Below are 14,558 nucleotides of genomic sequence, written 5' to 3' on the forward strand. Positions count from 1 at the left end.
AGGAGTGTAAAAAAAATGAATCGTATGAAAGCGTTTTTTCAATCCAATTCTATGAATTCCCGGGTAACCTCCGCGGATACTACCGCGAAAGAACGTTGGCTCGGTTATCTGATTGGTCCTTCCGGAGCGTTGCTGTTGAATGCTGTTCTGGCGTCTTATCTGAATGTTTATTATACGGATGTACTCGGTTTGACCTCCATTGGCGGTGGGGTGTTCCTTGTTGTATTTCCGATCGTTTCAAAGGTTCTTGACGCCATAGCGAATTTTGTTATGGGCTATATGATTGACCGCACAAGAACAAGGCAGGGAAAAGCACGACCTTGGCTCTTACTATCTGCACCGCTAATGCTGGTTTCTGGTATTCTGCTGTTTCTTGTGCCACAAGCAGATACGAAAATACAGGTGATCTGGATTATTCTATCCTACAATTTGTATTATTCAATTGCTTTCACGACTTATAATGTAGGCCATAATTTAATGGTACCTCTTTCTACACGTGATGGCATACAACGCGGAAAATTGTCTGTATTCAGTCAGGTTTCAACGATTATGATGAGCGGAATTATTGTAGCCTTAATTTTTCCGATGGCTATTCTGCCGCTTATCGGGGTTGATAAAAGCCGCTGGATCCTCGTGATGTGTGTGATCTCCATAGCAGTTTTGCCACTTACTTTATTGGAATATTTTTTTACAAAGGAACGTGTGACGGCTGAGAATACAGGCGGAAATATTGAAGATAGCGAATCCAAGTTACCATTCCGTACGCAACTCAAGGCTATTATATCTGATCGTTATATGCTGATTATCCTGAGCTACTTCTTGATCTATACCTTTGGAGTCTGTCTGAAAAATCTGAGCCTGGTCTATTATTGCAACTATGTGCTAGGGACCTATAGTGATGGTGTTACACAGACGTTAATTTCCGTTGTTGGCGGAGTTCCGCTTGGTATTGGAATTTTTGCAGTATGGCCGTTAGCCAAAAAATTTGGAAAAAGAAATGTAACTGTAGTAGGTTTTGTTCTAGTTGGCGTCGGTAGTGCTGTTTGCTGGGTTAATCCAGACAAGATGCCACTAGTCCTAGCAGGGCAATTTATTAAAAATTTAGGGTTTCTGCCAAGCGCCTATATTTTTATGGCACTATTCGCAGACACACTAGACCATATGGAATGGAAAACCGGATTTCGGTGTGACGGAATTGCAATGTCCGTTTATACCACGATTGCTGTAACGATGGGTGGCTTATGTACAGGCATCTTCAATGGCATGTTATCTTTTGCAGGTTATGCAGCCCCCTTTTATAATCAAGCGGGTGATTTAGTCAGTACCCAGTCAGAATCTGTTCAGGACATGATCACCTTTGCTTTTGTCGGGTTTGAAACCATTACCAGTATTATCTTAATTGGCTTGCTGATCTTCTTAAATGTGGAGAAGGGGCTGGGGTTGAAACAGCAAGAAATGAAAGACCGCAGGGAGGAACAAAACTATGCTTAAAATAAACAAATTAAAAATAGAAAATATGGAACAAGGCTGTATCACGGATAGAAGTCCTAATATTTCATTTGCGCTCGATTCCGATGTGAAGGGGGAACGCTTGTTAAGCGCAGTGATAACCATTGGGGACTGGAAATATGAAACCACGGATCAAATCAATAATTTATATAGCGGAGAACTGAAACCCTTTACTACGTATAGCGTTCATGTCACTGCAACAGGTACAAGCGGACAAACCGCCGATGCTGAGACATCTTTTGAAACGGGACGGTTGGGAGTTCTTTGGCAGGGGAAATGGATTACAGATGGAGGTTATGATTTTCCAAAAAAGGTCTCACCTGTTCCAATGACCTTCAAGCGTGCGTTCACAATAAGCAAGCCTGTGCGTCGTGCATGGATTAATGCTACGGCACTAGGTGTCTACGAGCTGATGTTGAATGGCAGCAAGGTGGGGAGGGACTACTTTGCTCCAGGGTTCACCTCCTATGATCATCAAATCCAATATCAAACGTATGACATTAAAGACTCTCTTGTGGCGGAAAATACGTTAATCGCTGTTGTAGCCGGGGGTTGGGCGGCGGGCTCCTTCAATTACGTCCGGAAGAACAAGATCAGTGCCGACCGGCAAGCGTTTCTATGCGAATTGCATATTGAGTATACGGACGGATCCTATGATGTAGTGGTTACAGACGAATGCTGGCAAGTCTCAGAAGAGGGTAACTACCGCATGGCCGAATGGTATGACGGTGAGACTTATGATGCCACTGTAGACTTGGAACGAATCGCCTGGAAGCAGGCAAGTTTAACAGCTCCACGCAAGAACCCAATCGTGTTGGCACAATATGGAGATCCGGTCCGTGTACAGGGGGAATTCAAGCCGGTTTCACGTACTCTCTCACCGAGTGGTGAAATAATCTATGATTTCGGACAAAATTTTGCTGGAGTCATTTCGGCAAAACTATTGGGTAAGCGACACCAGGAAGTGATCTTCCGCCACGCAGAAGTTCTCGTTGATGGGGAATTGTTTGTTAAATCGCTGCGTACTGCGAAAGCGACGGCAACCTATATTTGCAAAGAGGGTCCACAAACGTACTCTCCCCGCCTAACTTATATGGGATTCCGTTATGTCGGTGTACGCGGTATTAATGCTGAAGATTTGGAATTATCAGCGCTGGTGCTTCATTCCGATTTTGAAGAAATAAGTGAATTCGAATGCTCTAATCAATTAATTAATCAATTACACAGCAATATTCGTTGGGGCGGAAAGTCTAACTTTGTTGATATTCCTACGGACTGTCCGCAGCGGGATGAACGCCAGGGATGGACTGGTGATATTGCCGTATTTGCCCGAACTGCCTGTTACAATTTTGATTTAAGCCGGTTTCTAGACAAATGGCTGGCAGATATGCGAGCGGAGCAAGCACCAGGTGGGGGGCTTCCCATGGTTGTTCCCCGCGCAGGAGACCATTGGCCAAGGATGGCTACATCTGCTTGGGGAGATAGCTGCATCCTGGTACCTTGGGCAGAATACCTTGCCCGCGGCGACAAGCGGCTTTTGGAGCGTCAATATCCAACGATTAAGAAATTTCTGAAAGCGGCAAAGTGGTGGTCTGAATTTCTTTCGTTTACACCTAATAGCCGTAACGTCTGGCGATTCCCGTTCCATTTCGGTGACTGGTGTGCGCCTGACGAAACTGCCAGACAGTGGCTAAAGAAAGGAAAATGGGTCGGGACAGCTTATTTCTCCAACTCTTGCGGTTTAGCTGCGCAAATAGCTGACTTACTCGGCTATGAAGAGGATGCCGTATATTACAGGAAGCTGCAATCCAGAATTAATGAAGCTTATCGTAAAGTCTTTACCGATGGCCGAGGGAAATTAAAAAAGGAATTCCAAACCGCCTATGTTCTTCCGCTTCATTTCCGAATGACTGAAGGTAAGGAGACAGCGGTTATGGCAGATAATCTTGTTCGTCTTGTTCGCGAGGCAGGGAATAAGTTGACCACTGGCTTCACAGGGACCCCTTATCTATTGTTTGCTTTATCTGACAATGGATATCCTGATAAAGCTTATGAGCTGCTGCTTCAGGAAGGGTGCCCGTCCTGGCTGTATGAAGTTAAAGCTGGAGGAACGACCATCTGGGAACGCTGGGATGCACTCCGTCCGGATGGAACGGTGAATATTGGTGATTTGAGCGGCAATAAATCAGATGAAGAATCCGGGGGAGGAATGGTCTCCTTCAATCATTATGCCAATGGCGCTGTGGGGGATTGGTTATACAGAAGAATGGTTGGTCTTGAACCGACCAGCGGAGGATATAAGACCTTCCGAATCGCTCCAGTTTTGGGAGGTGGGATTACATCGGCCAAAGGGAGCATCGAGACCCCTTATGGATGTGCATCTTCTGAGTGGAGTATTGATGAACAAAGATTTACTATTCGAATTCAAGTACCGGTATCTACTGAGTGCTCACTCAACATGCCGAATGGTGAGCAGTATAAACTTGAGAGTGGACATTTTGAATTCACCTGTGAAGTCTGAAGATTGTTCTCCTTTTTAAATATTCGCCGCACCTGCAAACAAAATCAGATTAGCGTGTAGTTGTGTATAGCGACTGCGCGCTTTTTTATTTACAACAAAAAAGAAAGTTCCAAGAGTCCATAATATAGCCAAGGAAATCGTAATACGCCATCCAAATACCGCAAACGGAGGCGGGAAGAAATGAAGCATATTGTAGGACAAGAATATAGTCCATGAAGACCCGAGAATCATCAATTGGATTCTGAATCTGCTTGCGTTACATTGAGGAGGATACCCGGAGGGGATTATTTCGATGATGAGTCAGGAGTGGATGACGTGGAGCAATGGGGTAGAACAACCCTTCAATTGGATCAACCGTGGGGCTTTCGAACGGATCCGGAAGCAGAAGGACTATTAATGGGATGGGCGGCTAACGGTTTGCCGGAGCCCAAAACAGTTTCTGTTCCGCATACGTGGAATGTCGATTCGGAAACGGAGAACTACCGGGGGCTTAGCTGGTATGAATACCGTTTTCAGATCCCAGAGCTACCTGAAAGCGGAAGAGTATGGCTGGATTTTGAGGCGGTATACCGGGATGCTGTAATCTGGGTCAACGGAGAACCGGCAGGAAGCCACTTAAACTCCGGATACACCGCTTTCCGCCTGGAAATATCCCAGTATACTAAATCCGGGGATAATCTTTTGGTGGTATCCGTAGATAATAGCAACAGCGCAGCGGCACTGCCCAAGGATAACAGTTTCGATTGGGCCGACGATGGCGGAATCTTCCGCGAGGTCACCATGATCTATAGTGGGGAAGTAGCGATAGAATCTTTAAGCATTCAAACGGCGCCGCTTTTTCCTGAACAGGGACAATCTGAGGTGTCAGGCAAAGTATCAGGAGTACTTAAACTCCAACCCGCAGTCCAAACTGCTGAGCAAGAAATTCATCTGGAAATTCTCGTCCGGCGAAAAGGGAAAACGGTATGGGCCGGAACCCGGAAAGCAAATTATCCGTGCTTTGATCTTCCATTACCGGAGATTCGCTTAACGAACATTGATCTCTGGCATTTCGATCATCCCCACTTATATGAGTTGTCGGTACGAGTGATCGCCAATGGCCAGGTCCAGGATGAAGTGGTGAAGAGCTTCGGTTTTCGCGAGTTTACGGCAGCAGGAAGCCGCTTTTTGCTGAACCGTGAACCGGTTAGACTGACCGGAGTGGAATGGATGCCGGGATCTCATCCCCATAAGGGGATGGCCGAATCGGAAGAAGATATTAAGCGGTTGTTGCAGCAGCTGAAGCAAGCCAATTGCGTTCTAACCCGTTTCCACTGGCAGCAGAGCGAGCGGCTGTTGACTTGGTGCGACCGTTATGGAATCCTGGTTCAGGAAGAGGTTCCCCTATGGCAACAACCTGCGGAGCCCGGGAATGCAACCATTCCGTTGGTGCGTCAACAGCTTCGTGAGATGATCTCGCGGCACAACCATCATCCAAGTGTCATTGCCTGGGGGGTAGGGAATGAACTGGACGGGCAGTCGCCGCAAACGGTGCAATTTGTTCGGGAAATGAAGGACTTCATCAAACAATTAGATGCTTCCCGCATGGTGAATTATGTAAGCAATACGGTTCATTTCGACCCCTCTGCTGATGCGACTGGGGTGGGCGATGTGATCATGTGGAATGATTATATCGGGACCTGGCATGGGGAGCATGATATGGATGAGACCGTGAACCGTCTGATTGAGGCTCATCCGGACAAGCCGATCGTGGTTTCGGAATTTGGTCTTTGTGAGCCCGTGTATACAGGCGGGGATGTCCGGCGGCAAGCGCAAATGCTCGAAAAAATGTCATACTACCGTAACTATCCGAATATTGCAGGAATGATTTATTTTAATCTCAACGATTACCGGACGCAGATGGGAGAAGAAGGCGAGGGACGGTTGCGTCAGCGCGTACACGGCGTTACCGATATCTACGGGATGGAGAAGCAATCGTATCGCTTATTGCGTGAGGTCTCGTCTCCGGTTACCCTGGATATTTTTCCCCGGGAATCCGGCAATCGGGTAGTCTTCCGGGTGACCTGCCGTAATCATCTTCCGAGCTATTCGATCTCCGGATACCGGCTGCATTTAGGATCATCGGGGGGAGAATGGGAGCAATACGCAGATATCCCAACGTTGGCGCCAGGGGAGTACGCAGACATCTCCTTACCCGCTCAAGGTACCCCTCAGAAGATGAAAGCCACTGTCTATCGTCCTACTGGATTTGATGTTTTGGAGCAATGGATTGAGATTTGAAAAAGATAACGGTGAAACGCCCGCTCCATGTAGGAGAGGGCGTTTTTTGTTTATCCTTTTAATTTGTTACGGTAGTCAGTGGGGGATAATCCAATGATTTTGCGGAACAAACGGGAGAAGTAATAAGGATCCTTAAAACCGAGAGCATGGCAGACCTCTTTGATGCTGAGAGAAGTCAAATCCAGGAGCTGGCAGGCCCGCTGGATTTTGAGACGGAGATAATAGTCAACCGGTGCAAACCCAACGGAAGTTTTAAACAGATGGTTTAAATGCTGTCTGGAGATTTGCACGTAATTCGCGATTTCATCCAGCGTAAGGTTCTCTTCCAGCCTCATGTTCATCAGGTGAATCGCCGTTTCGATGTATTGCATCTTCCGGTCCCCGGTTTCACGTTCCGAAATGATGGCAAGGGAGCTCAGGGCATAAGCAGCCGTCTGCATGGCCAAAATTTGGTGCATCGTTGAATAGGCACTGTCGGATAAAAGGTCGAAGCATTGGTGGAAGTGCGCAATGAATTTTTCGGAATCATGAGCAGAAAGAGGCAATGGACCGGCGCCTCCTTTAAGAAGGGCGGCATAGTTATTGGCCTGTTCTCCTTTGAAGTGAAACCAGTATATCGTCCATGGATGAGCAGAGTCTGCCGAGTAGGCGTGAGCAGTTTCCGAAGGAATGACGATGAGCTGCCGCTCATTCAACGTATGATCCGTTCCATTAATATTTACGGTTCCTTTTCCTTCCGCACAATAAATAAGGATGCAGGTATCACAGCCGTTCGGCCGCTCTCTATAATGATAACGCGCGCGCGGGAAGAGTCCGATATCCGTAATGTACAGCGATTGGTTCAACGGATGACTAATAATTTGCTCTATTTGATAGGAAGGAAGAACAATGATTTTCTCCGCCTCAAATCCATCGGTCTTTTTCTTCAGTGCAAACGGCCCCTTTCCTCTTTTCAAAACAGTATATATCAAAAAAAGAAGATCGTCCATCATGTTCCGAACTTCGTGAATTGTAGGGTCTATAGGGCTCCTGTATTGTTAGGGTATAAGTTAACTTGATGACACAGGAGTGATTATGTTGTCCCAAACACCATTGAAAACAAAAATATGGGAAGAAACCGTGCAAATCCCGACCTATGGGGTAGGCGAGCCAAACAAAAATCCGATGTTTCTGGAGAAACGGGTCTACCAGGGAAGCTCCGGCCGGGTGTATCCGCATCCGGTTATCGAAAAGATTGAAGACGAGAAGAAACCTGCCCCGTACCAAATCGTTGTTCTGGAGAATCAGTACCTGCGCATCGAGATCATGCCGGAGCTGGGCGGACGGATTTACCGTGCGGTCGATCGTACCAATAATTATGATTTCGTCTATTACAACCAGGTGATCAAGCCTGCGCTCGTCGGTCTGGCCGGGCCGTGGATTTCCGGCGGGATCGAGTTCAACTGGCCGCAGCATCACCGCCCGAACACCTACAGCCCTGTCGAGTACAAGCTTGAAGAAAAAGCGGACGGCAGCGCAACCGTGTGGGTCAGTGAAATTGACCGGATGTACGGCACGAAGGTAACGGCGGGATTTACGCTGCACCCGGACAAGGCTTATCTGGAAATTTCGGCGCAACTGTATAACCGCACCTCCGAGCCGCAGACCTTCCTGTGGTGGGCCAATCCGGCGGTTGCCGTAAACGACCATACCCAGTCCGTGTTTCCGCCCGATGTGACGGCGGTATTCGATCACGGCAAACGCGATGTCTCGCGCTTCCCGATTGCAACCGGTACTTACTACAAGATGGACTATTCCGCCGGCGTCGATATTTCCCGCTACAAAAACATTCCGGTGCCTACCTCTTACATGGCCTACAAGTCGGATTACAATTTTGTGGGAGGCTATGACCATTCAGTGCAGGCAGGCCTGCTGCATGTGGCAAACCATCATATTTCACCCGGCAAAAAGCAATGGACCTGGGGCAACGGCGAATTCGGCCAGGCCTGGGACCGGAACCTCACGGACGAGGACGGGCCGTACATCGAGCTGATGACCGGCGTGTTCACGGATAACCAGCCGGATTTTACATGGCTTCAGCCCTACGAAGAGAAGACCTTCACTCAATATTTCATGCCTTATAAAAATATCGGCGTCGTTAAAAACGCGACGACGGAAGCCGCGGTCAATCTCGAAGTGGACGAAGCACAGGGTCTCGTGTCGGTCTACGCGTATACGACCGCACGTTATGAGGACGCGATGGTCGAACTGACCGGGCCGCAAGGCCTGCTGCTGAGCAAGAAGCTGACGCTGACCCCGGCGGATACGTTCGCTGCGGAAGTCACGCTGGACGCAGGCGTGAAGGAACATGAGCTGAAGCTAACGGTGAAGGATGCTGCGGGCCAAGTGCTTGTATCCTACGCGCCGCAGCCAAAGGATATTGAACAGGTGCCGGATGCCGCCAAGCCGCTGCCGGAACCCGGCGAGCTGGCAACCAATGAAGAGCTTTATCTTGCCGGGCTTCATCTGGAGCAATATCGTCATGCCACCTTTGAGCCGGAGCCGTATTATTTGGAAGGCCTCAAGCGCGATGAAGGCGACAGCCGGATCAATATCGCCTACGGTACCCTGCTTCTGCGCCGAGGGCTGTTTGCCGAAAGCGAACGGCATTTCCGTAAAGCGGTCAAGCGCGTAACGTGGCGCAACCCGAACCCGTACGACGGCGAAGCCTATTATCAGCTTGGGCTCAGCCTGAAGCTGCAGGGGCGGCTGGACGAAGCGTTTACGGCATTCTACAAAGCGGTCTGGAGCGCGGCCTGGCAGGACGGCGGCTATTTCTCCCTGGCGCAAATCGCCGCCGGCAGAGGCAATGTTGAAGAGGCGCTCGACCTGGCCGAACGTTCGCTGATCCGCAACGCGCGCAACTACAAATCGCGCAATATCAAAACGGCAATGCTGCGCAAGCTGGGCAAACTGCGCGAAGCCGACGCTTTTGCGGAAGAAACGCTGAAGCTGGATGTCGCCGATTTCGGTGCATCGTACGAGCGGATTCTCATTCACGAGGCGCTGGGCCAAAGCGAAGCTTCCAAAGTGGCGCTTGGAGCGTTTAAGGCGCTGCTGCGCGGAGAGCCGAAAAATTATCTGGAGCTGGCCGCTGATTACGCCGGTGCAGGGTTGCATGAAGAAGCAGCCGGCGTGCTGCTCCTGTTGAACGATTCCCGGGATCCGCTTGTGAACTATACGCTCAGCTATCTGTACGGCCAACTAGGGAATAGTGAAGCCGCGGAGCGTTATCTTGCTGCCGGAAGCGCGGCAACCGCAGACTACTGTTTCCCGAATACGCTATTTGAACTTCAGGTGCTGGAATATGTCATTTCAGCAAATGCCGCCGATGCCAAGGCCCGTTATTATCTCGGCAATTTGCTCTATGATAAGAAACGCCACCAGGAAGCTGTACGTTATTGGGAGGAATCTCGGGCCATTGATGACAGTTACTCGGTGGTGCACCGTAATTTGGCACTGGCTTACTTCAATAAACAAGGCGATGCGGAAGCGGCACGCACTTCCCTTGAAAAAGCGTTGGCCTGTGATCCGGGTGACGCCAGAGTCTTGTTCGAACTGGATCAATTGTATAAAAAGATAGGTCTAGGAGCCGAGGAACGGTTGGAATTTCTTCAAGGATATGCCGGGCTTGTAGGCGCCCGCGATGACTTGTATATCGAATATGTCGCTCTGCACAACCTGCTCGGCGAACATGACAAAGCGATTGAATTGCTCGCCTCGCGGAATTTTCATCCGTGGGAAGGCGGCGAAGGCAAGGCAACCGGACAATATGTGCTGGCGCATGTCGAACTGGCGAAGCGCTCCATACAGTCTGGCGAATTCGGGCAAGCGGTTCATCTGCTGGAAAAAGCGCTCGTCTATCCGCTGAACCTTGGCGAAGGCAAACTGGCCGGCGCACAGGAGAATAACATCTACTATTATCTCGGCTGCGCCTACGAGGAATTGAAAGAGCAGGAGAAAGCCGAAGCGGCATTCCGGGTGGCCTCAAGCGGTCTGGAGGAACCGACCAGTGCGATGTTCTACAACGATCAGCCGCCGGAAATGATCTTCTATCAAGGCTTGGCCTGGCAGAAGTTAGGCAATGCGCATGAAGCGAAGCGCCGTTTCAATAAGCTGGTGGATTACGCGGAAAAGCATCTGTTCGACGATGTGAAAATCGATTATTTTGCCGTCTCGCTGCCGGATTTCCTCGTCTTTGACGAAGACCTGAATAAGAAGAATGAGATTCACTGCCGGTTCATGCGAGGACTTGGCCTTCTCGGTTTGGGAAAAGGCGCTGAGGCGAAAAAGGAATTTAATGAAGCGCTGCGTCTGGAGTGCAACCATGGCGGCGCCAGAATACATTTGCAAATGAGCAAATAAATACCCGAATCCGGAACATATTGTTCCGGATTTCTTTTTGGGTGGCTGCCCGGAAAGGTATAATTCATTGAATTCTAAGCACAAATATTGGACAATCAGAATAGAGGGTAATCTAGCGTACTACATATCATCAAGCACTTCCATTTATATCATTTTCGGCAGGGAGCTCTTTCATGAACGAGGATAAAAAAGATATAGAGCGGGGCAATACGCTTTTTCCATCGAGAATACCGGTGGTGATCTGGGTTTCACTGGTCTATGTAAGCACTATAATCATGCAATTCATCCATGAACCTCTGATCCTCGCTTCGGTTGTATTCACGGGACTGTTTACCGTCCATGTTCTGCTGCACTGGTACTCTTACAAAGTATCCCATAAAAGGTTCTGGATTTATTTCTCGATCCAAGGCTGCTTGATCTACTTATGCGCAATCCTGATGCCTTCCGGTTATCAGGCGGTTTTGATCGGGCTGTTGCCGGTACTGATTGCGGAAAGCCTTGGATTCTCCTTCCGGCTGCGCAGAGCGGCCTTCATTGCCTTGATTGCCGTAATCATCTTTTTTGACTCCGCGCTGACTGTGGGGGATACGGGAGAGTTAATGCTCTTTCTGCCGATATTTGCCTTGATGCTGATCATAATCATTGCTTACGCCAATCTTTTCTTCCGGCAGGTCAATGAAAGACTGCGCATTCAGAACTTTCTGCAGGATCTTCAGGAAGCGCACCAAAAGGTAGAGGAATTGACCTTAGCCAATGAACGCCAGCGGATGGCACGGGATTTGCATGACACGCTGGCTCAAGGTTTGGCTGGACTGATTATGCAGCTTGAAGCGGCTAACGCGCATATGTCGGAAGGCAGAGTGGAGCGCAGCCAGGAAATTATCAACCTATCGATGCAAGGGGCGCGGCGGACACTGGCAGAAGCAAGACGGGCGATCGATAATTTGCGTTTAAAGTCTGAATCCGAAGTGGATTTTAAAGAGGCAATACTTCATGAAGTCGAGCGGTTCCAGGAGGCGACGGGCATCGTCGCTGCGACAAATCTGCAACTGCAACGGCGTTTATCCAGAGTAACGATGGAACATTTACTGCATATCATTAAAGAGAGCTTGACCAATATTGCCCGGCATGCCAAAGCGGAAAAAGTCTGGATCTCGATGTCAACCGATAGGGATCAGCTTTCCATTGAGATCATGGATGACGGTGCAGGTTTTAATGTAGATTTAATTGGAAAAGACGCCGGTCATTATGGACTGCTCGGCATTCAGGAAAGAGCGAGATTAATCGGAGGGGAGCTCAACGTTTCCAGTAATTCCGGCGGCACCTCCGTTACGCTACGGTTGCCGCTTCCGGCGGGCAACGGATGAGTTTGGTATATATGGATTCAAAAAGGCTCAAACAGCGTTGGCTGCTGTTTGAGCCTTTTTTTGCCCAAAAGGGCAAGTTGCCAATGCCCGTTTGGACGATGTGTCTTGTTTTTCCAAGCGGTAGGATAAGAGCATGACAACTAAACGAAATGTCGACGACTATGGTCGGAAAGAAATTGGAGGAGAGAAACAATGGCAAAAATGTTGTTTAAATTAGGGCGCTTTGCAGGCTCTAACAGTAAAAAGGTGATATTGGCCTTTATTTTGCTCATGGCTGTGTTGGGCGGACTAATTTTTAGCATGGGGACAGGGTTTAAAGAAGATGTATCCATTCCGGGTACCGAATCGGAAAAAGCAATGAAAATTTTGGAGGAGAAATTCACGGGCGGTGCACAGGGCGGACAAGTGGACATCGTGTTTAAGGCTCCCGGTAATGAAGCCCTGGATTCGGCAGAGAATAAAGCGATCATTAGCAAGCTGCTGACGAAGATTCAAGAAGATAAGGCTGTAACCTCAGTAAAGTCTCCATATGAACTTGCGAATATCAATCCGGACAAGCAAATCGGCTATGCTGTCGTAACTTATAATTCTTCTGCAGACAACGTGACGCAAGAATCCAAGGACAAAGTAGAAGAAAGTTTAGCGGTCACAAGGGATCAGGGCATCGAGACCGGACTAAGCGGAACGGTGAAATTCGAACAAACCAAAGCGGGCGGTGGACCTGGCGAGATCATGGGCGTAGCCTTGGCCTATGTTATCTTGGCCCTTACCTTTGCTTCCTTGCTGGTAGCGGGAATGCCGATCCTTATGGCATTGATCGGTGTCGGAATCGGCGTGTTGTTAATCTTGCTGGGAACCAACTTTTTTGATATCTCCTCGATCTCGTTGACTTTAGCGGGAATGCTGGGCATTGCCGTCGGAATCGATTACTCCTTGTTTATCTTCTCCCGTTTCAAACAACAATTGAAAAAGGGATTCTCCGTGCAAGAATCGATCGCCATTGCAAACGGTACAGCAGGCAATGCGGTTATATTCGCCGGATTAACGGTAATCATCGCGCTTTTGGGACTCATGGTGGTGAACATTCCATTTATGACTACGATGGGGATCGCGACCGCTGTCGTCGTTTTGATGTCGATCATTGTGGCTGTTGTGGTTGTGCCTGCGATCCTGGGAATCATGGGACATCGGGTCAAACCGGAGAAAGGCAACCGTTTCCTCTTAATGCTGACGCGGGCCAATAAGAAAAAAGAATCCGATACGAATGCCTGGAGCAGATTCGTCACGAAGAATCCTTTAATCGTTGCTGTCGTCGGCATAGCGTTACTCTCCGTAATGGCCATTCCATTCTTTCATTTGAATCTGGGCCTACCTGACGACGGGAATAAACAATATGAAACTTCGGAGAGACTCGGGTACGATTTGTTGTCGGATGCCTATGGAGCAGGGTTCCATTCTACATTAGTCGTTATTGCCGAACCCGTAAATCAGGAAGCGGCTTCTGCGGAGAAGCTGAAAGCACTGTCCGAAACAATCAACGGATTGGATCATGTGAAAAGCGCCAGTCCGGCAATGCCGAACAAAACTAACGATATGTTTCTAATGAGCGTCACGCCGGAGGATGGACCGAATGCGCCGGAGACCAAGGACCTGGTCAACGAGATCCGGGATCTTTCGGACAACGGAAGCATGGAGCTTCTGGTGACAGGAGCAACAGCCGTCAATATTGATATCTCCGAACAAATCATGAGTGCCATGCCGATCTTTGCCATCCTCATTGTGGCTTTTGCCTTTGTATTAATGATGGTTGTCTTTAGATCACTGTTAGTCCCTTTAAAAGCAGTGCTTGGATTCGTGCTTTCAATCGGCGCCACACTAGGTTTTACCGTGTTTATTGTCCAAGACGGCAATTTCCTTGATGTGTTCGGCTTACCTGGCGCGAGTGCGATCTTGTTCTTATTACCGGTCTTGTGTATTGGCATCCTATTCGGTCTATCTATGGATTACGAAGTATTCCTCGTCAGTAGAATGCGTGAAGAATATGTGCATACCGGTGATGCCAAGAAAGCGATTCATGCGGGGCTGAAGGAAAATGGAGCTGTCGTAACGGCAGCAGGGCTAATCATGATTTCGGTTTTTTCAGGATTTATTTTCTCGCATGATCCTACCATTAAACAAATGGGCCTGGCTTTAGCCGTCGGTGTTTTGTTTGATGCGTTTGTCGTCCGGCTGGCGATCGTTCCTGCCGTAATGACATTGATGGGCAAATCGGCTTGGTATTTCCCAAAATGGCTGGATCGAATTCTGCCGAACTTCGATATTGAAGGGGAGACCCTCATGAATGAGTATTCCAAGAGTAGCGGTGAGACCAAGTCCTTCGGTGCACCGGTGTTGGACCATAAAGTATTGTAATTGATTCGGAACGAAGAGGGGCTATTTGGCTGTAGGGCCTTAGCCCCTGATCTTATTCCTCGGAG

General features: G+C 48.7%; 7 protein-coding genes. 6 read left to right on the forward strand and 1 reads right to left on the reverse strand.

The window, feature by feature from the left end; genetic code table 11:
* Positions 1 to 15: 15 nt before the first annotated feature.
* The 3 genes from BMW84_RS02005 to BMW84_RS02015 all read left to right on the forward strand — a co-directional run bounded on the left by BMW84_RS02005 (position 16) and on the right by BMW84_RS02015 (position 6,310).
* The gene (locus BMW84_RS02005; RefSeq protein ID WP_091063888.1) at positions 16 to 1,491 is read left to right on the forward strand and encodes an MFS transporter; all 1,476 of its coding nucleotides are present in this window, start codon (positions 16 to 18) and stop codon (positions 1,489 to 1,491) included.
* Positions 1,484 to 4,030 (forward strand): alpha-L-rhamnosidase, encoded by a 2,547-nt coding sequence (locus BMW84_RS02010; protein WP_091063890.1) that lies wholly within the window; start codon positions 1,484 to 1,486, stop codon positions 4,028 to 4,030. The genes BMW84_RS02005 and BMW84_RS02010 overlap by 8 nt, the downstream gene beginning before the upstream one ends.
* Before the next feature lie 315 nt (positions 4,031 to 4,345).
* Positions 4,346 to 6,310: a glycoside hydrolase family 2 protein gene (locus tag BMW84_RS02015; RefSeq protein ID WP_175498641.1), complete on the forward strand. Its 1,965-nt coding sequence runs from the start codon at positions 4,346 to 4,348 to the stop codon at positions 6,308 to 6,310.
* Positions 6,311 to 6,360: 50 nt separating this feature from the next.
* Here BMW84_RS02015 and BMW84_RS02020 read toward each other — a convergent pair whose 3' ends face one another.
* Positions 6,361 to 7,302 (reverse strand): AraC family transcriptional regulator, encoded by a 942-nt coding sequence (locus tag BMW84_RS02020; protein WP_254772832.1) that lies wholly within the window; start codon positions 7,300 to 7,302, stop codon positions 6,361 to 6,363.
* An 85-nt stretch (positions 7,303 to 7,387) separates the two neighbouring features.
* Between BMW84_RS02020 and BMW84_RS02025 the strand changes: the two genes are divergently transcribed.
* The 3 genes from BMW84_RS02025 to BMW84_RS02035 all read left to right on the forward strand — a co-directional run bounded on the left by BMW84_RS02025 (position 7,388) and on the right by BMW84_RS02035 (position 14,493).
* Entirely contained in the window at positions 7,388 to 10,714 is a 3,327-nt protein-coding gene (locus tag BMW84_RS02025; RefSeq protein ID WP_254772833.1) for a tetratricopeptide repeat protein, read from the forward strand.
* A 173-nt stretch (positions 10,715 to 10,887) separates the two neighbouring features.
* Positions 10,888 to 12,081, forward strand: coding sequence for a sensor histidine kinase (locus tag BMW84_RS02030; RefSeq protein WP_091063899.1), 1,194 nt, complete (start codon positions 10,888 to 10,890; stop codon positions 12,079 to 12,081).
* Between the two features lie 192 nt (positions 12,082 to 12,273).
* On the forward strand, positions 12,274 to 14,493 hold the full coding sequence (locus tag BMW84_RS02035) for an MMPL family transporter (protein WP_091063900.1): 2,220 nt from the start codon (positions 12,274 to 12,276) through the stop codon (positions 14,491 to 14,493).
* Positions 14,494 to 14,558: the final 65 nt, after the last annotated feature.

The organism is Paenibacillus sp. NFR01 (assembly GCF_900111565.1).
Taxonomy (GTDB): domain Bacteria; phylum Bacillota; class Bacilli; order Paenibacillales; family Paenibacillaceae; genus Paenibacillus_AQ.

What these genes read in the sequence shown, in the direction of transcription:
- BMW84_RS02005 (WP_091063888.1), top strand. Translation starts at nt 16, where the DNA reads ATGAATCGTATGAAAGCGTTTTTTCAATCCAATTCTATGAATTCCCGG.
- BMW84_RS02010 (WP_091063890.1), top strand. Translation starts at nt 1,484, where the DNA reads ATGCTTAAAATAAACAAATTAAAAATAGAAAATATGGAACAAGGCTGT.
- BMW84_RS02020 (WP_254772832.1), bottom strand. Translation starts at nt 7,302, where the DNA reads ATGATGGACGATCTTCTTTTTTTGATATATACTGTTTTGAAAAGAGGA.
- BMW84_RS02030 (WP_091063899.1), top strand. Translation starts at nt 10,888, where the DNA reads ATGAACGAGGATAAAAAAGATATAGAGCGGGGCAATACGCTTTTTCCA.
- BMW84_RS02035 (WP_091063900.1), top strand. Translation starts at nt 12,274, where the DNA reads ATGGCAAAAATGTTGTTTAAATTAGGGCGCTTTGCAGGCTCTAACAGT.